Here is a 20791-nt window from a genome sequence, read left to right as displayed (position 1 = left end):
GTCGTCTCAGGCGGGTCGCGCCGCCCGCAGAAGTTTGACGGCGCGCGTCAATTCGGCGTCGTCCAGGCTGGCGAAGCCCAGGCGGAAGGCGTTCGCCGGACGGCTTTGATCAAGGCGAAGCTGTCCGCCATGAGACAGCAGAAGACCCACGCGCTCGGCCGCCTCGGCCCAGGCGGCAGCGTCTATGGAGGGGACGACCTTCAGCCAGAGGGCCAAGCCCCCGGCGGGGCTGTCGAAGGCGACGGCGTCGCCGAGTTGGGCGGTGATCTCTGCGGCCAGAAGGTCGCGGCGATGTTCGTAGATCTTCCTGGCCTTGCGGGCGTGGCGGCCCAGGTCGCCTTCGTCGATCAGCTTGGCCAGGGCGTGTTCGAGCGGAATATCGCCTTGTCGATCAATGGCTTCGCGCAGGTCTGTCATCCTGGCGAGCAGGTCGGGATGGCCAGTCGCGTAGCCGATCCTTAAAGCCGGGGCGAGCAGTTTGGACACCGACCCGATGTGGACCACCCGATCGTCAGCCAGGGCCCGCGCGGCCAGAGGCAGGACCGGACGTCCCTCGAAGCGGTATTCGTGGTCATAGTCGTCCTCGATCAAGATCAGACCGCGACGACGCGCTATTTCGAGCAGCCGAAGCCGACGCCCGGCGCCGAGGGTCACTGTCGTCGGATACTGATGATGCGGCGTCACATAGACGGCGCGAACGCCTGGTTCCTGATCCAGCAACTGTTCGAAACGGTCGATATCCAGACCCTGCGCGTCCACCGGGGCGCTGACAACGCGGGCTCCGGCCGCGCGGAACGCCTTCCAGGCCAGGGGGTAGCCGGGGTCCTCGACCGCGATCGCTTCGCCGGGTTTCAGGGCGGCGCCGGCCACCAGAAACAGCGCCATCTGGCTGCCTCGCGTCACCAGCAGGTCGTCTGCGTCGATCGTCAGGCCGCGTTCTGCCTCCAGATAGCGCGCCAGGGCGTAGCGGAGAGGCGGGGCGCCGCGTGGGTCGCCGTATCCTGTCAGCCTCTTCAGCCCGGCCGCCGACACCGCCCGGCGAAAGGCGCGCGCCAGCTCCACCCCCGGCATCAGCCGCGCGTCGGGCGCGCCGTCGGAGAACCTGAGGGGCGTCAGGGCAGCGCGAGAAGCAAGAGGCGAGGTCTGGGACTTTCTGGGCGGCCCCCAGGTCCGGACGCCGAGATCCGGCAGGTCACGGGCCACAAAGGTGCCGCGCGACGCTTCGGCGACCAGCCAGCCCTGAAGGATGAGCTCCTGATAGGCGGCGTCGATGGTGTTGCGATGAACCCCGAGCGACTGGGCGAGCGCCCGTGTGCCCGGCAGGCGATCGCCAGGCTTGAGCCGCCCGCGTTCGATTTCGCGGATGATCGAGCCCGCCAGATTGATGAACAGAGCCTTGGAGCTGTCCTCGATCAACTCGATGACCACGGCGCTGCGTCCCATGATCCGGCCTATCTCACCTTGTCAAAGCGGCCCTTATCGCTAGGCCGAGATGTGGGTATCCCACGACCACTCCAGCACAGCAACTCTGCTGTCGGACCTTTTGAAAAGGACAGGCTCGTGGCCAAGAATGCCGTTTTCTATCATGCCGGTTGTTCTGTCTGCGTCGACGCCCAGCGCCGCTTTGTGGGCGCGTTGGACCCGGCGGTCTATGCGGTAGAAGTCGTCCATCTGGGCGAAACGCCCGAGCGCCTTCCCGAGGCGGAGGCGATCGGCGTCAAGTCCGTGCCGGCCATCGTCATGGAGGGCGCCGTCTATCACATCAATCACGGCGCTGATCTTTCGGCGCTCAGTTGAACTCCAGTCGGCCTTCCCGACACCCCCCCCTCTTGGAAGGCCGCATGGCGGGCCGGAACCCTCCCATAGTTCCAGCCCGCCTCTTTTTTACATGATCCGAGGTGAAGACATGCACTCCGACCTTGCAACACGGGTTCTGGACCCTGACCTGGCGCACGTCCTGACGCTGGAGCAGCAGCGCCAGCAGGACAGCATCGAACTGATCGCCTCGGAGAACATCGTCAGCGCGGCTGTGCGTCAGGCGCAGGGGTCGGTGCTGACCAATAAGTACGCCGAGGGTTATCCGGGGCGGCGCTACTATGGCGGTTGTGAAACGGTCGATATCGCGGAGAAGCTGGCCATTGACCGGGCCTGCGCCCTGTTCGATGTCGATTACGCCAACGTCCAGCCGCACTCTGGCGTGAACGCCAATCTGGCGGTGCTGTTCGCCCTGATCAAACCGGGCGATCGGATCATGGGGCTGGATCTGGCCTGCGGCGGGCACCTGACCCACGGCTCGCCGGTCAGCCTGTCGGGCCAGTGGTTCGAGGTCAGCGCCTATCGGGTGCGCGAAGACAATGATCTGATCGACTATGACGACATGGAGCGGCGCGTTCTGCAGGATCGGCCGAAACTGATCTATGCGGGCGGATCGGCCTATCCGCGGCGGATTGACTTCGCCCGCATGCGCCAGATCGCCGACAAGGTCGGGGCCTGGCTGGTGGCGGATGTGGCGCATTACGCCGGTCTGATCGCGGCGGGGCTGTATCCCAATCCGACGCCCCATGCGCATGTGACGACCTCGACCACGCACAAGACCCTGCGCGGGCCGCGCGGCGGGCTGGTCCTGTGCAACGATCCCGAACTGGCGCGCCGGATCGACAAGGCCGTGTTTCCTGGCACTCAGGGCGGGCCGCTGATGCACGTCATCGCCGGCAAGGCCGCCGCCTTCCATGAGGCGCAGCAGCCCTCGTTTGTGGACTATTCGCGCGCAGTGATCGAGAACGCTCGGGTTCTGGGCGAGACTTTGGCGGAGGGCGGGCTGCGGCTGGTGTCGGGCGGCACGGACTGCCACCTGGTGCTGGTCGATCTGCGTCCCTTTGGCGTGACCGGAAAGCAGGCGGTGGAAGCTCTGGAAGCGCATCATCTGATCGCCAACAAGAACTCCGTCCCCTTTGATACGGCGTCGCCCATGATTACGTCAGGCCTGCGGCTGGGCTCGCCGTCGTCGACCTCCAGGGGGTTCGATGCGGCGGCGTTCCGGACCGTTGGCGGGTTGATCCTCTCCATCCTTCGCGGCGTGCGCGACGGACGGTCCGACAGCAGCGAGATCAGGGCGCAGGTCGCAGACCTGACGCGCGCCTATCCCCTGACCGCTCCAGGCGCGGCGGTCGCCTGATGCAGGAGGCGTGATGCAGGTCATCTCGATCCAGAGCCAAGTGGTTCACGGCCACGTCGGCAACAGCGCGGCGGTCTATCCTCTTCAGGCCGCCGGTTTCGAGGTGGCGGCCGTCCCCACGACCCTGCTGTCGAACCATCCCCACTATCCGACCATGAGAGGGCGGGTGCTGGAGGCGGACCTGGTGGCCGACCTGCTGCTGGGCGTCGAGGAAAGGCAGTTGCCGCAGCAGGCGGCGGCGATCCTCACCGGCTATATGGGTTCGGTGGGCAATGCGTCGGTGGTCGTGGACTTCCTGCGTCGCGCGCGGCGGCTGAATCCTGATTTCGTCCTGATCTGCGATCCGGTCATCGGGGACGACGATCTTGGGGTCTTTGTCGAAGACGGGCTGATCGAACGGTTCCGAGATGAGCTAACGCCGATAGCCGACATCGTGACGCCGAACCAGTTCGAACTGGGACGGCTGGTCGGCGAAAGGCCCGATACGGTCGAAGGTCTGCGCGCCGCTGCGGATCAGTTGAGCCGTCGTGGAACGGGCCGCGTCGTGGTCACGGGCTGCGTTCTGGTCGACACCCGCGACGGCGAGGTCGAAACCGTGGCGCTGGAGGGCGGCAAGGCGCACCGGACCTCCATTCCACGCCTGCCCATTCGGCCCAGCGGCACGGGCGATTTGTTCACCGCCTTCATGACGACGTGGTTGCTGAAGAGCGCGTCGTTGGCGGGCGCCGCCGAGCGCGCCACCAGAGACGTTCAGCGCGTTCTCAGGCGGACGCTGGATGCGGGCGCGTTCGAGATGCGCATCATCGGCGATTGACCGCCTGTCAGATGTCTACGTGAGACAGGGAAGCCCGGCCGTTGCATTAACGGTCGGGCTTTCCGTGATTGGGCCGGGCTTAGTTGTAAGCGATGACAGCTTCGATGACGCGGTCCTGAACGGCTTCATCCAGATAGGCGCTCATCGGCAGGCTGATCACGCGCTCGGCCTTGGCCTCGGTCACCGCCAGTCCGCCTGCGCCGACCGGATGGCTGCTGTAGGCGGGCTGGCGGTGAAGCGGGATGGGATAATAGACCGCCGTGGGAATGCCCTTGGCCTTCAGGGCGGCGGCCAGACCGGCGCGGTCGTCATGTTCGATGGTGTATTGCGCCCAGACCGAACGGCCGCCGGGGATCACGCGGGGGACGGCGGCGACATGGGGCTGCAAGGCCTGGGTGTAGCGGTCGGCGATACGGTTGCGCCGCTCGATCTCGTCCTCGAAAATCTTGAGCTTTTCAACGAGGACGGCGGCCTGAAGGGTGTCCAGACGCCCGTTCATGCCCAGTCTCAGGTTCAGATATTTGGGGTCATGCTCGAACCCGCACGCGGCGGCGTCGGCGGCGGTGGCCTGTCCATGCACCCGCAGGGAGATCAGATGATCCAGCAGGGTCTCGTCCTTCAGCAGGATGGCCCCGCCGTCGCCATAGGCGCCCAGAGGCTTGGCCGGAAAAAAGCTGAGGGTGGAGACGTCGGCCCAATGGATCGGGTGGCGTCCATCCAGGGTGCAGCCGAAACCTTGCGCTGAATCCGCGATCAGCTTCAGGCCGTGTTCGGCGGCGACGGCGGCAAGGGCCGGATAGTCGGCGGGCTGGCCGAACAGGTCCACGGCGATCACTGCGCGCGGGCGTAGCCGGCCTTCGCGTTCGACCTGATTTACGGCGGCGCGCAGGGCCTGCGGGTCGAGTGTCCAGGTGTCGGGGCGGATGTCGACGAAGACAGGAACAGCCCCGGCCAGCGCCACGACCTCGGCCGTGGCGGCGAAGGTGAACGCCGGGCAGAAGACAGCGTCGCCCGGCCCGATGTCCCAGGCCATCATCAAGAGAACCAGGGCGTCGGTGCCGTTGGAGCAGGACAGGGCGTGCGGGGCCTGGCCGAACTCGCACAGGGCGCGCTCCAGGGCGGCGACTGCCGGACCCATGATGTACTGGCCGCTGCGCGCCACCTCCAGCAGGGCGGCGTCGATGTCGGCGCCGATGCGCAGGCGTTGGGACTGGAGGTCGATGAAGGGAATGGTCAACGCGGTAAATCCGATCGTGTCACTCGGCCAAGCCGGGCCAGTAATGGGCGTTGGGGGTAGGGCGGGGGCCGAAAATGGCCTGGCCGACGCGGACCACGGTGGCGCCTTCGCGGACCGCCAGTTCGTAGTCGCCGGACATGCCCATCGACAGGCCGGTCATCTGGGGATGAAGGCGCTGCGCCTGATCGCGCAGACGGCGCAGCAGGGTGAAACAGGGCCGTACCCGATCAGGGTCGTCGCTGAACACGGCCAGCGTCATCAGGCCCTGCGGCTTCAGGCGTGGAAAGGCCTCCAGCTGTTCGATGAAGTCCAGCGCGTCGCCGGGGTGGAGGCCGAACTTGCTCTGCTCGCCCGAGGTGTTGACCTGGACATAGACGTTCATGTCCCGGTCGTCGGCCTCAAGACGGCGGTTCAGGATGTCGGCCAGTTTCAGACTGTCGAGGGCGTGGAACTCGTCGGCCAATCGGGTGAGGTATTTCACCTTGTTCGACTGCAGGTGGCCGACGATGTGCCAGCGTATCGCCAGGTCAGCGAGATCTTCCGCCTTGTCGCGGGCTTCCTGCAGCTTGTTCTCGGCGAAATCGGTGACGCCGGCGCTCCACGCCAGACGCAGAATATCGGCCGGCACCGTCTTGGTGACAGGCAGCAGGCGGACGCTGTCGAACGGTCGGCCCGCCTGTTCGCAGGCGACTGCGATGCGGCGATGAACCAGCGCCAGATTGGCGGCGAAGCTCTCACGCGGATTGGGTCCGAAACGTTGTAGGTCGGCGGGCGATAAGGCGGAGGCGACTGAGGCCTGGGGCAAGGGATGCATCCTCCCGATACAAGGGAACGGCGGCGCGCCGGAGAGGTGAGCCGCATCTGCAAACTATAGGCCCGATTGGCGGGTCAGGCCCTCCACATTCGATCCGTGAAGCAGACCGCTTTGTAAGCGCCGATCACGCGGGAAAGAGGCTGACCAGCCGACCGACGGCGGCTTGAATCTCTTTGGGCGTGGAGGCGGCGAAACCCATCAGCCAACCGGGGCGGCCCTGGCCATCGGCGTGAAGGCTGGACAGGCCGGTCAGGTGAACGCCTGCGCGCCGGGCCTGAACCAGGGTCTCGGCCTCGGCATGGCCGTTGATCAGGAAGCACGGCGCCTGAAGCCCGCCTGCGGGCCGGTCCAGCATCACTACATGTCCAAGGCTGGCCTTGATGGCGGCGTCGAGAGCCTCCAGCCGTTCCGCATAGACGCCGCGCATGGTGCGGACATAGGCGCCGAACCGCCCGTCCTCGATGAAGCGGGCGAGGGTGAGTTGGGCGATGGAGGCGGTGTGGCCGTCCATCAGGCTGCGCGCCGTGACCATCGGCTCCACCAGCGTCTGGGGAAGCACCAGATAGGCCAGCCTCAGGCCGGGGAAGAGGGATTTGGTGAAGGTGCCGAGGTAGAGGGTGCGGTCGTGCGGATCGAGCCCCTGCACGCAGGCCGTGGGGCGGCCGGTATAGTGAAACTCGCTGTCGTAATCGTCCTCGATGATCCAGGCGTCGGCCTGCGCCGCCCATTGGATCAGGGCCAGGCGGCGCTCCAGCGACAGGGTGCGGCCGGTCGGGAACTGGTGCGAGGGCGTGACGAAGGCGGCGCGCGCCGAAGTCGGCGCCGCCAGAATGTCGTCGGTGCGCAGGCCCTGATGATCGACGGGGATGGGCAGGCGTTTCAGGCCCGCCGCTTCAAAGGCCCTGCTGGCGCCTGAATAGGCGGGGTCCTCGATGAAGACGCCGTCGCCGGGGTCCATCAGCACCTGGGCGCACAGGGTCAGGGCCTGCTGGGTGCTGGTCAGCACCAGAACCCGGTCAGGCGTCGCGCGCGCGCCGCGCTCAAGGTTCACATAGTCGGCGATGGCCTGACGAAGGCGCGGGTCGCCCTGCGGGTCGCCGTGGGCCAGGGCCTTGGCGCCTTCTTCGCGCAGCACCTGCCGGTGCAGCCGCTCCCACTGGGCGAAGGGGAAGAGGCGGGTCTCGGGCACGCCGGGCGAGAAGGCCAGGGGTGTGAAGGGATCGCGCGCGCTGCCCGCCTGAGCCATCGCCGCGCCGCGTCGGCTGAGGCGCGCCTGAGACGCGCCCGCGGGGGTGCGGCGGGCCGAGGGTCGCAGGACGCCGCGTTTCAGGCCCAGTTCCGTCAGTTTACAGACGAAGCTGCCGCTGCCTACCCGCCGCTCGATGAAGCCTTCGGCGTGCAACTGGGCATAGGCGGTCTCGACCGTGTCGCGCGAGACGCCCAGCGACCGCGCCAGGGTGCGTGAGGAGGGCAGGGGGCGCCCCGCCGTCAGCGAACGGTCGATGATCAACTGGCGCACCGCGCGCTGGATCCGGGCGTGCAGGGGCAGACCAGCCTGGGCCGGGTGATCCATGAAGGTCTGCACCGAATCCAGCTGGGCGCGCCTGAACATTGGTCTGCTTCATCTATCAAAAGTGGCCGGATTGATCGGGCCAATGGGGGGCTAGGTCTCACGCCGTCGGCGCGATGGCAATGTCGCCTCCTGTCCGACCCTTCATGGAAGGCTGACGGACGGACGATCATGAGTGCTTTTGACTTCGCGACCTTTTTTCGCAGCGACCTGGACGCCCTGCGCGACGAAGGGCGGTATCGGGTGTTCGCTGATCTGGAGCGGCTGTCGACCGGCGGCCCCTATGCCTGGGACCATCGCAGGGACCGCGTGATCGTCGTCTGGTGCTCCAACGACTATCTGTCGATGGGCGTCCACCCCGAAGTGCTGGCGGCCGCGCGGCAGGCGATCGACAAATACGGTGCGGGGGCGGGCGGAACACGAAACATTTCCGGCACCAGCCATGAGCATGTCCAGCTGGAGCGCGAGCTAGCCGACCTGCACGGCAAGGATGCGGCCCTGCTGTTCACCTCCGGATATGCGGCCAACGATGCGGCCCTGTCGACGCTGGGCAAGCGCCTACCCGGCGCCGTGATCTTCTCCGACGCCCTCAACCACGCCTCCATGATCGAGGGAATGCGCCGTTCCGGCGCGGAGCGGCGGGTGTTCGCGCACAACGACTGGCGCGATCTGGAGCGCCAGATAGACAGCGTCTGCCGCTATCGGCCCAAGCTGGTCTGTTTCGAGAGCTGCTATTCGATGGACGGCGACTTCGCGCCGATCGCGGCGATCTGCGATGTCGCCGAACGCCACGGCGCCTTCACCTATCTGGACGAGGTCCACGCCGTGGGCCTTTACGGCGAGCGGGGCGCGGGCGTGGCCGAGCGCGACGGCCAGTCGCACCGGATCAGCATGATCCAAGGCACGCTCAGCAAGGGATTCGGCGCGATGGGCGGCTATTTGGCGGGCGATGCGGATGCGGTCGATTTTGTCCGCAGCCATGCGCCGGGCTTCATCTTCAGCACCGCCCTGCCGCCGTCGGTCGTGGCCGGGGTGCGCACTGCGCTGAAACACCTGAAGGCCGACGGCGGACCCCGGCGCGCTCTGGCTGCGCGGGCCAGGTCCATCCGCGAAGGCATGGTCAGGATCGGCCTGCCGGTCCTGCCCAGCCCCAGCCATATCCTGCCGGTGATGATCGGCGATGCGGCGACGGCCAGGCGCGTGACCGACCGGCTGATGGAGGATTTCGGCGTCTATGTCCAGCCGATCAACTATCCGACGGTTGCACGCGGGACCGAGCGCCTCAGGGTCACGCCCACGCCTCTTCATGCCGACGAGGACGAAGAACAGCTGCTGGAGGCGCTGGCCGAAATCTGGCGCGACAACGCCGAGTGGCGACGCTGCTCCGCGATGGGGATGCGTCAGTTGGAGTCTGCCTGACGAAGGGCTCTCGCCGTGGTCTACGCCATCAAGACCTGCGCGCTCTGATACAGCATGTAGAGGGCCACGACGAAGATCAGGCCTGCGAAGACGGTGTTCAGCAGGCCTTTGCGGCTGGACATGGTCTTGGCCAGCCGCGCGCCTGCCAACCCGCCCAGAACGCCCCCGCCGATGAAGACCGCCGCCAGCGCCCAGTTCACCCATCCCGCCAGCGCATAGTTGAAGGCGGTGGTCAGGCCGAAGGCGGTGACGCCGACCAGCGACGAGCCGACGGCGTAATAGATGGGCATGCCGGTCGAACCCATCAGGCTGGGCACGATCAGGAAGCCGCCGCCGATGCCGAAGAAGCCCGACAGCATCCCCGTCGCCGTTCCCGTGCCGATCAGCTTGGGCGCATTGCGCGCGGTCAGGGTCACATACGGGTCGCCCGCCGCCGAGCGGCCGCGCAGCATCAGGGCGCCGACGATCAGCATCAGCACCGCGAACAGGGCCAGCAGCTTCTGCCCGTCCACCGCCTTACCCAGGCTGGAGCCCAGCGCCGCCCCGACCACGCCCGCCGCCGCGAACAGCAGGGCGATCTTCCATTTCACCGACCCGTGGCGGGCGTGATTAAGCAGATTGGCGAAGGCGTTGGCGGCTACCGCGAAAGCACTGGTGCCGATGGCCAAATGGGGGTCTTTCACCCCCACCAGATAGACGATCAGCGGCACGGCCAGGATCGAGCCGCCCCCGCCCACCAGGCCCAGGGTGAAGCCGACCAGCGACCCCGCCCCGGCGCCCAGTCCGTATTGCAGCAGGCTGAGCGGCTCGCCCATCAGGCGGCGCTCTTTTGTGCGCGGGGGGCGACGCCCGGCTCGACGCAGTCGGGCGCGCACAGCCACTCGCGGCCCTTCAGCATCCCGACCCAGTAGATTTCCGGCAGGGCCTGCGCCTTCAGGTGCCAGGCGCGCCGCGTCGGCTGGCGCCCGTCCAGCATCCAGGCCGGGAAGCTGGGCAGCAGCTTGCCGCCATAGCCGAACTCGGCCAGCACGATCTTGCCGCGCTCGACCGTCAGGGGGCAGGAGCCATAGCCGTCGTAAACGGCCTTCAGCGCCTTGCCGTCCAGCATGGAGATGACGTTCTCGGCCACGACCGGCGCCTGTTTACGGGCGGCGGCGGCGGTCTTGGCGTTGGGCGCCGAGCAGGCGTCGCCCAGACCGAAGACGTTGTCGAGGCGGTTGTGGTGCAGCGTCGACTGATCGACGTCGATCCAGCCGCTGTCGGCCGCCAGCGGGCTGTGGCGGATGAAGTCGGGCGCGGTCTGCGGCGGGCAGACGTGGATCATGTCGAAGTCGCGGATGACTTCGCTGACGGCGCCGTCGGCGTTGGTGACGGCGAAGGTCGCCTTGCGCGCCTCGCCGTCGATAGCGGTCAGGCGCGAGTTGAAGCGCAGGTCGACGCCGTAACGCTCGATGTATTTCATCAGGGCGGGGACGTAGTCCTTGACCCCGAACAGCACGGCCCCGGCGTTGTGGAATTCGATGTCCACGTTCTGAAGGGCGCCGGTGCACTGCCAGTGGTCAGCTGACAGATAGAGAGCCTTCTGCGGGGCGCCCGCACATTTGATCGGCATGGGCGGCTGGGTGAACAGGGCGCGGCCGCCCTTCATCTCCTGCACCAGCTTCCATGTATAGGGCGCCAGATCGAAGCGGTAGTTGGAGGTTACGCCGTTGCGGCCCAGCGTCTCATTCAGGCCGGGGATGGCGTCCCAGTCCAGCTTGATGCCCGGTGCGGCGACCAGGGCGCGATAGCCGATGCGGCGGCCGTCCGACAGGCGCACCTGGTCGGCCTCGGGCGCGAAGTCGACGACGCTGTCCTTGATCCAGCGGGCGCCCTTGGGGATCAGGCGGCAGGTCTCGCGCATGGTGCGCTCAGGCGTGAAGACGCCCGCGCCGACCAGCGTCCAGCCGGGCTGGTAATAGTGGCGCTCGGACGGTTCGACGATCACGACATCCAGGCCGGGGCGGCGGCGCAGCAGGCTGGCCGCCGTGGCGATCCCGGCGGCGCCCCCGCCGACGATCAGGACATCGCAGGTCTCGGAAGCTTGGGCATGGGCCATGCCTCAGCCCTCCAGACGCGGGCCGAGCGGCGAGACATCGTAACCGGCGGCGGCGGCCAGGGCGACAATCTCTTCGGCCGGGCGCTCGCCTGCCTGCGACAGCGCCCACAGGAAGGTGGTGCGTGTGCCCGAGCGGCAGTAGCCGAGGATGGGCTGGGGCAGTTCGGCCAGCGCGGCCTTGAAGCGGGCGATGTCGTCGGGCGTCATGGCTCCGCCGCGAATGGGGATGTGGATGAAGGGCAGGCCCGCGGCCTCGGCGGCGGAGCGGATGTCTTCGGTCATCGGCTGGCCGGGCTCTTCGGCGTCGGGGCGGTTGGAGATGATGGCGCGATAGCCCTGGGCGGCCGCCGTCGGGACCTCCTCAGGCAGGATCTGCGGCGAGACATGCAGGCGGTCTTCCAGGGTGCGGATGTCCATGAGGCGGTTCTCTGGCTTGAGGAAAAAGGGGTGCGCGGAATTAGAGCGCGTTGATGGGCACTTTCAGGTAGCGGACGCCGTTGTCTTCCGGCTCGGGCATGCGTCCGCCGTTCATATTGACCTGAACCGAGGGCAGGATCAGGCGCGGCATGGACAGGGTGGCGTCGCGGGCGGTGCGCATGGCGACGAACTCATCCTCGCTGACGCCGTCGCGGACATGGATATTGCCCTCGCGCTGGGCGCCGATGGTCGTTTCCCACGCGAATTCGGTGCGGGCGGGCGGAGCCTTGTAGTCGTGGCACAGGAAGACGCGCGACGCCGGGGGCAGGGACAGCAGCCGCTGGATCGAGCGATACAGCGTCCGCGCATCGCCGCCTGGGAAGTCGCAGCGCGCCGTGCCGTAATCGGGCATGAACAGGGTGTCGCCGGGGAAGACGGCGTCGCCGACCACATAGGCCAGACAGGCCGGGGTGTGGCCGGGCACGTGCAGGACCGTAGCCTGAAGCCCGCCGATGGCGAAACGATCGCCGTCGTCGAACAACTGGTCGAACTGGCTGCCGTCGCGGCGGAATTCGGTCCCCTCGTTGAAGACTTTGCCGAAGACGTCCTGCACCTTGATGATGTCGCGGCCGATGGCCAGACGGCCGCCGAGGCGCTCTTGCAGATAGGGCGCGGCCGACAGGTGGTCGGCGTGGGCGTGGGTCTCCAGCAGCCACTGGACCTCAAGGTCCTCGGCCTCGACATAGGCGATCAGGGCGTCGGCCGAGGCGGTTGAGGTGCGGCCCGCCGCCTGATCGTAATCCAGCACGCTGTCGATGATGGCGCAGGCGTTCGAGCCGGGGTCGCGCACCACATGGCTGACGGTGAAGGTGGCGGGGTCGAAGAAGGATTTGACGACGGGCCGCTGGGCCTCGTTCGTCAGGGCGGCCTCGATCAAATCCCTCGCATGGTCGCGGGCGGGGTCGGTGGGGGCGTCGGTCACGGCGTCTCTCCGCATTGATCTGAATCAAGCAATTATATATTTACATATTATATGCAAGTAATTGTTTTCAAGGTGCGCTGCGCCTCGGCGACGCGTAGCCCTATGACATGGAAACCGACTCGATGACGGACACGCCCTCCCTGCGGCCTCTGCGGATCAATGAGGCGGCGCCGGATTTCACCGCGCGCACGACGCGCGGCCAGCGTCGGCTGAGCGACTATCGCGGGCGCTGGCTGGCTTTCTTTTCGCATCCGGCGGACTTCACTCCGGTCTGCACCAGCGAGTTCATCGCCCTGGCTCGGCGGCAGGCGGACTTCACGGCGATCGGCTGCGAACTGCTGGGACTGTCGGTCGACAGTCTCTATTCCCACCTGGCCTGGCTGAAGGATATCCGCGACCGCTTCGACGTGACGGTGGAGTTCCCGATCATCGAGGACCCCTCAATGGTCATCGCCCAGGCCTATGGGATGATCGACCCGGCGGCGCCCGACAGCGCCTCGGTGCGCGCCACCTTCGTCATCGACCCGACCGGGGTGGTGCGCGCCATCAGCTGGTATCCGATGAACGTCGGCCGCTCGGTCGAGGAGTTGCTGCGGCTGATCACGGCCCTGCAGACGGCGGATCGGGAAGGGGCTTCGGCGCCCGAGGGCTGGATGCCGGGCGCGCCCCTGCTTCAGGCGGCGCCGACCGACTTCGGCGACGTGGCGGCGGGCGATGACGCCTGGTATTATCGACCGGGGCCGAAATGACGCGCGGCGACGTCGATCTGGAGCGGTTGAAGGCCGTCGCGCCCGAGGCGGCCGAACTTTTGCGGCAACTGGCCAACGCCAACCGCCTGCTGATCCTGTGCCATATCGCTCAGGAAGAGCGTTCCGTCGGCCAGCTGGAACAGGAGCTGGGCCTGCGTCAGCCAGGCCTGTCGCAGCAACTGGCCGAACTGCGCCAGTCGGGTCTGGTGAAGACCCGGCGGGAATCCCGCTCCATCTACTACTCCCTCGCCGACGAGCGGACCGAGGGGGTGATGGCCATGCTGTTCGAGATCTTCTGCAAGGACCCGGCGGCCCTGGCCGATAGGCTGCATCAGGCGCCCGCGCCGGAGCCGACGCGGCCTGCAGGCGACGCGGCCCGGTTCGCCCGGATTCTTCCTCCGCGCGCCTGATGCGCTTCTTGCTGTTCCAGCTTCAGCTCAGGCGGTCCTCGACGATGCGGGCGAAGATCGACGAGGCGACGGGCAGGACGGCGTCGTTGAAGTCATAGACCGTCTGGTGGACCATCGGTCCGCCCTGGCCGAAGAACATGTAGGCCCCCGGTGCGTGCTGCAGCATATAGGCGAAGTCGTCGGTGAAGGGGTAAGGCTTCAGATCGCGCAGCACTTTGTCGGCGCCCAGCACCGAGGCGCAGGCGTCGGCGGCGATGGCGGCCTGGGCCGGGGCGTTGATGCAGGGCGGCACCCCGGCGATTTCAGTCACCGTGAGGGTGCAGCCAGTCATGCGGCCGACGCCGTCGCAGATGGCCTGAAGCTGGCTCCACATGGTTTCGATCACCTCGGGCGAGGTGGCGCGCAGGGTGCCCGCCAGGCTGGCTTCGTGCGGCACGACGTTGTGCGAGGCGCCCGCCTGCAGCTTGGTGACGGTGAACAGGGCCGGTTCCATCGGATCGACGTGACGGCCGATGATGGACGAGATTTCCGAGGCGACGCGGACAGCGGCCTGCAGGGGGTCTTTGGTCTTGTGCGGGGCGGCGCCGTGGCCGCCGACGCCCTGAATGTCGATCTCCCAGATCTTGTAGCCGTTCAGGGTCGCGCCCGGACGCACCGCCGCCTCGCCGAACGGCAGCAGGGGCATGTTGTGATAGGCGTAGATTTCATCGCACGGATAGCGGTCGAACAGGCCGTCGTCGATCATGGCCTTGGCGCCTAGGCCGTTCTCCTCGGCGGGCTGGAAGATCAGCACCACGCGGCCGCGCGCAGGCGGATTGGCGCTCAGGTAACGGGCGACGCCCAGCAGGGTCGCCGTGTGGCCGTCGTGGCCGCAGGCGTGCGAGACGCCGGGCTTGGTCGAGGCGTGCTCGGCGCCGCTGTCGTCGTTCATGGGCAGGGCGTCCATGTCGGCGCGCAGGCCAATGGACGGGCCGGGCTCGCGTCCCTGAACCACCGCCACGACGCCCGCGCCGCCGATGCCGCCTTCAGGCGACAGACCCATGTCCTTAAGGGCGTCGAAGACGATCTTCGCCGTGCGGCTTTCCTCGCCCGAAAGCTCGGGGTGGGCGTGGAAATCCCGACGCCAGGCGGTCATGTCCGAGGCGAGGGCAGCGAGGGCGGGCAGGGGCTTCATAGGTCTCAGACATCCGGCGAAAACGACGATGTCCTGACCCTTAGCACCCCCGCGCGGCCGGGGACATGGCGGCCCCAGGTCTCGGGATCAGGCGGCGGCGTCTCGCCCGATGGCGGCCGGATCGTAGTTCAGGATCGGCGCCAGCCAACGCTCGGCCGTCTGCACGTCCCAGCCCTTGCGGGTCGCGTAGTCCTCGACCTGATCGCGGTCGATCTTGCCGACGCCGAAATAGTGGCTGCCCGGATGGCCGAAATACAGGCCGCTGACCGAGGCGGGGGGCGACATGGCGAAGGATTCCGTCAGCTCCATCCCGGCGTTGGTCCCGGCGTCCAGCAGGCGGAACAAGGTCGCCTTTTCCGTGTGGTCGGGTTGGGCCGGATAGCCGGGGGCGGGGCGGATGCCCTGATACTTCTCCTCGATCAGATCCTGAACCGAGGTCTGTTCGTCAGGGACGTAGCCCCACAACTGGGTGCGCACCTCCTTGTGCAGCCGCTCGGCGAAGGCTTCAGCCAGGCGGTCGGCGAGGGCGGTGGCCATGATGGCGGAGTAGTCGTCGCCCGCCGCCTTGAACTCGGCCGCCTTTTCCAGCTCGCCGTGACCGGCGGTGACGGCGAAGGCGCCCAGGTAGTCGGCTCCGTCCTCGGCGACGAAGTCGGACAGGCACAGGTTCGGCTTGCCGTTGGACTTCTTGATCTGCTGACGCAGGCCGTGGAAGCGGGCGGCTTCGGTCGTGCGAGTCTCGTCGGTCCAGACCACTACGTCGTCGCCATGCGCATTGGCGGGCCAGAAGCCGACGACGCCCTTGGCCGTGAACCACTTCTCCGCGACGATGCGCTTCAGCATGGCCTGGGCGTCGCGGAACAGATCCTGCGCCGCCTCGCCGACGATCTCGTCCTCCAGGATCAGCGGATAGCGGCCGATCAGCTCCCAGCTGGCGAAGAAGGGCGTCCAGTCGATGTGGTCGGCCAGATCCTGCAGGTCCCACGCCTCATAGGCGCGCACGCCGAGGAAGGACGGCGCGGGGGCGGGCGTCTGGCCCTCATCCGGCCGCCAGCGGTTGTCGCGCGCCTGTTCGATGGCGGCGCGGGCCTTCACCTCCTGCCCACGGGCGTATTGCTCGCGGATGCGGACATATTCCTCGCGGGTGGCCGCCTCGTTCTTGGCCCGGTCGGTCGGAGACAGCAGGCCGGACACCACGCCGACCGCGCGGCTGGCGTCGATGACATAGGTGGTCGAGCCCTTGCGATACTTCGGCTCGATCTTCACCGCCGTGTGGGTGCGGCTGGTCGTGGCACCCCCGATCAGCAGGGGGATATCGAAGCCGCGCCGCTCCATCTCGGCGGCGACAAAGACCATTTCGTCCAGCGACGGGGTGATCAGGCCCGACAGGCCGACGATGTCGACCTTGTGCTCGATGGCGGCGTCCAGAATGCGGTCCGCCGGGACCATGACGCCCAGATCGACCACCTCATAGTTGTTACACTGCAGCACGACGCCGACGATGTTCTTGCCGATGTCATGGACGTCGCCCTTGACCGTGGCCATCAGGATCTTGCCCGCCGCCTGCCGCTCCTGACCGGCCTTTTCGGCCTCCATGAAGGGCTCGAGGTGGGCCACGGCCTGCTTCATCACCCGCGCCGACTTCACCACCTGCGGCAGGAACATCCGGCCCGAGCCGAACAGGTCGCCGACCACGTTCATCCCGTCCATCAGCGGGCCTTCGATGACGTGCAGGGGGCGTTCGGACGCCTGACGGGCTTCCTCCGTATCCTCGACGATATAGTCGGTGATGCCGTGGACGAGGGCGTGTTCGATGCGCTTGGCGACCGTCGCTTGGCGCCATTTCAGGTCCACGACCTTGGCCGCGCCCTTCTCGCCCTTGTAGCGGGGCGCCATGTCCACCAGCCGCTCGGTATTGGACACGTTTGTCCGCTGCGGCCGGTTGAGGATCACGTCCTCGACGGCTTCACGCAGTTCGGCGTCGATGTCGTCATAGACGGGCAGGTCGCCCGCATTGACGATGCCCATGTCCAGCCCGGCGTTGATGGCGTGATACAGGAAGACGCTGTGGATCGCCCGCCGCACCGGCTCATTGCCGCGGAAGCTGAACGAGACGTTCGACACCCCGCCCGAGACGCGGGCGTGGGGCAGGGTCTGCTTGATGACCCGCGTCGCCTCGATGAAGTCGACGGCGTAGTTGTCGTGCTCCTCGATCCCCGTCGCCACGGCGAAGATGTTGGGGTCGAAGATGATGTCCTCGGGCGGGAAGCCGACCTCGTTGACCAGGATGTTATAGGCGCGGGTGCAGATCTCGATCTTGCGCGCGGCGGTGTCGGCCTGACCCACCTCGTCAAAGGCCATGACTACCACGGCGGCGCCGTAACGCAGGCACTGGACGGCGTGGTGGCGGAAGGCGTCCTCGCCCTCCTTCATGCTGATCGAGTTGACGATCGGCTTGCCCTGAACGCACTTCAGGCCCGCCTCGATCACCTCCCATTTGGAACTGTCGATCATGATCGGCACGCGGGCGATGTCGGGCTCGGCCGCGATCAGGTTCAGGAAGGTGCGCATGGCGGCGGGGCCGTCCAGCAGGCCTTCGTCCATGTTGACGTCGATGACCTGGGCGCCCGCCTCGACCTGCTGGCGCGCGACCGACAGGGCCGCGGGATAGTCGCCCGCTATGATCAGTTTCTTGAACTTGGCCGAGCCGGTGACGTTGGTCCGCTCGCCGACGTTGATGAAGACGGGTCTCAACGCAATTCTCCGCTCATCCCCGCGGAGGCGGGGACCCAGGCTTGAGCCGCGCGCGAGCGGTCAATGATCTGGATGCAGCCAAAGTACTGGGTCCCCGCCTCCGCGGGGATGAGCGGGTGGGGACGCATCACGACACCAACTCAAACGGTTCCAGGCCCGACAGGCGCAGGGCTGTGGGGCGCTCCGGCACGGCGCGCGGGGTCACGCCTGCGACCTCTTCGGCGACGTGGCGGATGTGGTCGGGGGTGGTGCCGCAGCAGCCGCCGACGATGTTGACCAGTCCCGATTGCGCCCATTCTTCCAGGAAGTGGGCCGTCTCGTGGGGCTGTTCGTCATACTGGCCCATGGCGTTGGGCAGACCTGCGTTGGGATAGGCGCTGACCAGGGTGTCGGCGACGCGGCTCAGTTCGGCGATATGCGGCCGCATCAGTTCGGCGCCCAAGGCGCAGTTGAAGCCGACGGCGAACGGTCTGGCGTGGCGGATCGAGTTCCAGAAGGCCTCGGCCGTCTGGCCGCTCAGCGTGCGGCCCGAACGGTCGGTGATGGTGCCCGAGATCCACAGGGGCAGGGGCTCCAGTCCCTCGTCCTCCAGATCCTTGATCGCCTTGATCGCGGCCTTGCAGTTCAGGGTGTCGAACACCGTCTCGATCAGGAAGATGTCGACGCCGCCGTGGTGCAGGGCGCGGGCCTGCTGCTTATAGGCCTCATAAACCTCGTCATAGGTGACGGCGCGATAGCCGGGGTCGTTGACGTCGGGGCTCAGCGACAGGGTGCGGTTGGTCGGGCCGATGGCGCCGGCGACGAAGCGGGGCTTGTGCGGCTCTTTCTGCGTCCAGCGGTCGGCGATCTCGCGCGCGATGCGGGCGCCTTCATAGTTCAGGTCATAAACGGCATCCTCGAGACCGTAGTCGGCCTGGGCGATGGTGGTCGAGGAGAAGGTGTTCGTCTCCGAAATATCGGCCCCGGCGGCGTAATAGACATCGTGCAGGTCGGCGATGATGTCGGGCCGCGTCAGGATCAACAGGTCGTTGTTGCCCTTCTGCGGATGGCTGTGGTCGCGAAAGCGCTCGCCGCGGAAATCCTCTTCCGTCAGGTCGCGGCGCTGGATCATCACGCCCCAGCTGCCGTCCAGCACCAGAATGCGCTCCTTCGCCGCCGCGTGCAGGGCGGCGATCCGTTCAGCGCGGCTCAGGGGAGAAGTCATCTACGCAACAGCCTTGGTTTCGCGCACGCCCAGAACGCGACAGATCGCATAGACCAGCTCGGCCCGATTCAGGGTGTAGAAGTGGAAGTCCGAAAAGCCCTCTTCCTGAAGGCGGGCGCAGGTCTCGGCGGCGATGGAGGCGGCCAGAAGCTTGCGAGTCTCCGGGTCATCGTCCAGCCCGTCGAAGTGCCCCGCGAGCCAGTCGGGCAGGGCGGCGCCGCACGCCGCCGTCATCCGCTTCAGCCCCGCGAAGTTGGACACCGGCATGACGCCGGGGATCAGGGGAATGGTCACGCCCGCCGCCCGCACCCGGTCGCGGAAACGCAGGAAGGCCTCGATGTCGAAGAAGAACTGGGTCACGGCGCGCGTGGCGCCTGCATCCACCTTGGCCTTCAACACGTCGATGTCGTGGTCGATGGAGGGGCTTTCCGGGTGCTTTTCCGGATAGGCGCCGACCGTGACCTCGAACCCGCCGATGCGGTTGAGGGCGGCGGTCAGTTCGGTGGCGTTGGCGTAGCCGTCGGCGCGAGGCGTATAGGCGCCGCCGATGCCAGAGGCGCCGGGCGGGTCGCCGCGCAGGGCGACGATGTGATCGACGCCGATAGCCTTATAGCCTTCGATGACCTCGTCGACCTCGGCGCGGCTGGCCTCGACGCAGGTCAGGTGGGCGGCCGGCCGCAGGGTCGTTTCGCTGATGATGCGCTGGACGGTGCGGTGGGTCCGCTCGCGCGTCGAGCCGCCCGCGCCGTAGGTGACGGAGACGAAGGCCGGGTTCAGAGGCTCCAGCCGCCGGATGGCCGACCACAGATTGGCCTCGGCCGCGTCGGACTTGGGCGGGAAGAACTCGAAGGAGACGTTGACGGCGTTGCGGTTGGAACCGGCGCGCGCGACCGGGCCCAGCGGCGACAACAGCAGGGCGCGGGCTTCGGCCAGATTCAGCGAGGATGCGGAGGAGGGGGCCATCAGGCGGTCTTTCGGACGGGGCTCGCGGCGCGTTCGCCGGTCCAGATGTGAACGGTCAGGCCTTCCGTGTCGGGCGGCAGGGCGATGGGCGCCGAGGGCGTGAGGCCCGCCTCGGTCAGCCATTCCCGGATTTCGGCGTCGGGGAAGCCCAGACGGCGGTGCTGATGCGCCTCGCGCAGGTGCTCGAATTTATGGGGGGCGAAGTCGACGATCAGCAGCTTGCCGCCCGGCATGACCAGACGCGCGGCCTCGGCCACCGCGGCGGCCGGATCGGCGAGGTAGTGCAGCACCTGATGGACGATCACCAGATCGGCGCTTTCGTGCGGCAGGCGGGTCGAGAAGATGTCGCCGTGGCGCAGCTCGACCTTGTCCAGCCCGGCCTTGGAGACATTGGCGCGGGCGATGTTCAGCATATTCTGCGACAGGTCGAGGCCGACCGACATCTTCGCCTTCTTGCCGAACAGGGTCAGCATCCGGCCCGAGCCGGTGCCCAGATCGACCACGCGCTCGAACGGGCCTGACCCGGCCGCGCGCTCGACCGCGGCCTCGACCGCGCTTTCGCAGACATAGAGGCTGCGCATCTGGTCCCACTGGGGCGCGATCTGCTCGAAGTAGCGGGCGGCGTCGATGGCGCGCTCCTTGCGCACCTCGTCCAGACGGCGATGGTCGGCCTCGCCCTCGCCGTCGTCCAGCAGATCCAGCACGGTGTCGACCAGGCGCCGCGACAGGGCGTCGTGCGACAGGCGGTAGAAGACGCGCGCGCCATCGGGGAACCGCTCGATCAGACCGGCGTCGGCCATCAGCTTTAGATGGCGCGAGACACGCGGCTGGCTCTGGTCCAGAACGCGCGACAACTCCATCACCGAGAGCTCTTCGGCAGCCAGCAGGGACAGGACGCGCAGGCGAGTCGGTTCGCCGGCGGCGCGCAGGGCTTCAACGGTCTGGTCAGCAGTCAGTGTCATAGGTCGTATAAAGATATCCTTATACGCTTATGCAAGCAAAATCTGGTCG

Annotated in this window: 19 protein-coding genes; 6 read left to right on the top strand and 13 right to left on the bottom strand. The window is 67.3% G+C overall.

From position 1 onward, the window contains the following. Positions 1-6 precede the first annotated feature (6 nt). Positions 7-1443, bottom strand: coding sequence for a MocR-like pyridoxine biosynthesis transcription factor PdxR (gene pdxR, locus D1604_RS03870; protein WP_119412250.1), 1437 nt, complete (start codon positions 1441-1443; stop codon positions 7-9). A gap of 117 nt (positions 1444-1560) precedes the next feature. On the opposite strand from pdxR (D1604_RS03870), the gene D1604_RS03865 reads away from it, so the two are divergent. The 3 genes from D1604_RS03865 to pdxY all read left to right on the top strand — a co-directional run bounded on the left by D1604_RS03865 (position 1561) and on the right by pdxY (position 3989). Then, positions 1561-1797: a thioredoxin gene (locus D1604_RS03865; RefSeq protein WP_119412249.1), complete on the top strand. Its 237-nt coding sequence runs from the start codon at positions 1561-1563 to the stop codon at positions 1795-1797. 109 nt (positions 1798-1906) lie between these two features. Next, positions 1907-3175 (top strand): serine hydroxymethyltransferase, encoded by a 1269-nt coding sequence (gene glyA, locus D1604_RS03860; RefSeq protein WP_119412248.1) that lies wholly within the window; start codon positions 1907-1909, stop codon positions 3173-3175. 13 nt (positions 3176-3188) lie between these two features. Further along, positions 3189-3989, top strand: a complete 801-nt coding sequence (gene pdxY, locus D1604_RS03855; RefSeq protein WP_119412247.1) for a pyridoxal kinase — start codon at positions 3189-3191, stop codon at positions 3987-3989. Positions 3990-4068: 79 nt separating this feature from the next. Here the strand turns inward: pdxY and D1604_RS03850 are convergent, their stop codons facing one another. From D1604_RS03850 to pdxR (D1604_RS03840), 3 genes are all read right to left on the bottom strand, one after another. Beyond that, positions 4069-5226, bottom strand: a complete 1158-nt coding sequence (locus D1604_RS03850; RefSeq protein WP_119412246.1) for a DegT/DnrJ/EryC1/StrS family aminotransferase — start codon at positions 5224-5226, stop codon at positions 4069-4071. Positions 5227-5245: 19 nt separating this feature from the next. Beyond that, positions 5246-6040: a YggS family pyridoxal phosphate-dependent enzyme gene (locus D1604_RS03845; protein WP_119412245.1), complete on the bottom strand. Its 795-nt coding sequence runs from the start codon at positions 6038-6040 to the stop codon at positions 5246-5248. A 124-nt stretch (positions 6041-6164) separates the two neighbouring features. Continuing rightward, the gene (gene pdxR, locus D1604_RS03840; protein WP_119412244.1) at positions 6165-7652 is read right to left on the bottom strand and encodes a MocR-like pyridoxine biosynthesis transcription factor PdxR; all 1488 of its coding nucleotides are present in this window, start codon (positions 7650-7652) and stop codon (positions 6165-6167) included. A 129-nt stretch (positions 7653-7781) separates the two neighbouring features. Between pdxR (D1604_RS03840) and hemA the strand changes: the two genes are divergently transcribed. Further along, entirely contained in the window at positions 7782-9029 is a 1248-nt protein-coding gene (hemA, locus tag D1604_RS03835) for a 5-aminolevulinate synthase (protein WP_119412243.1), read from the top strand. Between the two features lie 20 nt (positions 9030-9049). Here hemA and D1604_RS03830 read toward each other — a convergent pair whose 3' ends face one another. From D1604_RS03830 to D1604_RS03815, 4 genes are read right to left on the bottom strand one after another with little or no spacing between them, the layout of a single operon-like run. Further along, positions 9050-9844, bottom strand: coding sequence for a sulfite exporter TauE/SafE family protein (locus D1604_RS03830; RefSeq protein WP_119412242.1), 795 nt, complete (start codon positions 9842-9844; stop codon positions 9050-9052). Further along, complete coding sequence (locus D1604_RS03825; RefSeq protein WP_119412241.1) at positions 9844-11127, bottom strand: NAD(P)/FAD-dependent oxidoreductase; 1284 nt, start codon at positions 11125-11127, stop codon at positions 9844-9846. The genes D1604_RS03830 and D1604_RS03825 overlap by 1 nt, the downstream gene beginning before the upstream one ends. 3 nt (positions 11128-11130) lie before the next feature. Continuing rightward, positions 11131-11544 (bottom strand): TIGR01244 family sulfur transferase, encoded by a 414-nt coding sequence (locus tag D1604_RS03820; RefSeq protein WP_119412240.1) that lies wholly within the window; start codon positions 11542-11544, stop codon positions 11131-11133. 40 nt (positions 11545-11584) lie between these two features. After that, the gene (locus D1604_RS03815) at positions 11585-12541 is read right to left on the bottom strand and encodes an MBL fold metallo-hydrolase (protein ID WP_119412239.1); all 957 of its coding nucleotides are present in this window, start codon (positions 12539-12541) and stop codon (positions 11585-11587) included. A 107-nt stretch (positions 12542-12648) separates the two neighbouring features. Between D1604_RS03815 and D1604_RS03810 the strand changes: the two genes are divergently transcribed. Beyond that, positions 12649-13275, top strand: coding sequence for a peroxiredoxin (locus D1604_RS03810; RefSeq protein WP_373561204.1), 627 nt, complete (start codon positions 12649-12651; stop codon positions 13273-13275). After that, on the top strand, positions 13272-13685 hold the full coding sequence (locus tag D1604_RS03805; protein ID WP_119412237.1) for an ArsR/SmtB family transcription factor: 414 nt from the start codon (positions 13272-13274) through the stop codon (positions 13683-13685). The genes D1604_RS03810 and D1604_RS03805 overlap by 4 nt, the downstream gene beginning before the upstream one ends. A 22-nt stretch (positions 13686-13707) precedes the next feature. Here D1604_RS03805 and D1604_RS03800 read toward each other — a convergent pair whose 3' ends face one another. The 5 genes from D1604_RS03800 to D1604_RS03780 form a co-directional block, all read right to left on the bottom strand. Beyond that, the gene (locus tag D1604_RS03800) at positions 13708-14859 is read right to left on the bottom strand and encodes an amidohydrolase (RefSeq protein ID WP_119412236.1); all 1152 of its coding nucleotides are present in this window, start codon (positions 14857-14859) and stop codon (positions 13708-13710) included. Positions 14860-14946: 87 nt separating this feature from the next. Continuing rightward, positions 14947-17613 carry a methionine synthase gene (gene metH, locus D1604_RS03795; RefSeq protein WP_199683661.1) on the bottom strand — a complete coding sequence of 889 codons (2667 nt, stop codon included), beginning with the start codon at positions 17611-17613 and terminating at the stop codon, positions 14947-14949. Positions 17614-17740: 127 nt separating this feature from the next. After that, positions 17741-18817 carry a homocysteine S-methyltransferase family protein gene (locus D1604_RS03790; protein WP_119412234.1) on the bottom strand — a complete coding sequence of 359 codons (1077 nt, stop codon included), beginning with the start codon at positions 18815-18817 and terminating at the stop codon, positions 17741-17743. Next, a complete protein-coding gene (metF, locus tag D1604_RS03785) occupies positions 18818-19780 on the bottom strand; it encodes a methylenetetrahydrofolate reductase [NAD(P)H] (RefSeq protein ID WP_119412233.1) in 963 nt (320 codons plus the stop codon). Further along, positions 19780-20742 carry an ArsR/SmtB family transcription factor gene (locus D1604_RS03780; RefSeq protein WP_024354139.1) on the bottom strand — a complete coding sequence of 321 codons (963 nt, stop codon included), beginning with the start codon at positions 20740-20742 and terminating at the stop codon, positions 19780-19782. Before D1604_RS03780 ends, metF begins: the two co-directional genes overlap by 1 nt. Positions 20743-20791 lie beyond the last annotated feature (49 nt).

The sequence above is a fragment of the Brevundimonas sp. LPMIX5 genome, assembly GCF_003576505.1.
GTDB classification, from domain to species: Bacteria; Pseudomonadota; Alphaproteobacteria; order Caulobacterales; family Caulobacteraceae; genus Brevundimonas; species Brevundimonas naejangsanensis.
The sequence above is the reverse complement of the archived record's forward strand: the minus strand, read 5'-3'. Positions and strand labels throughout refer to the sequence as shown.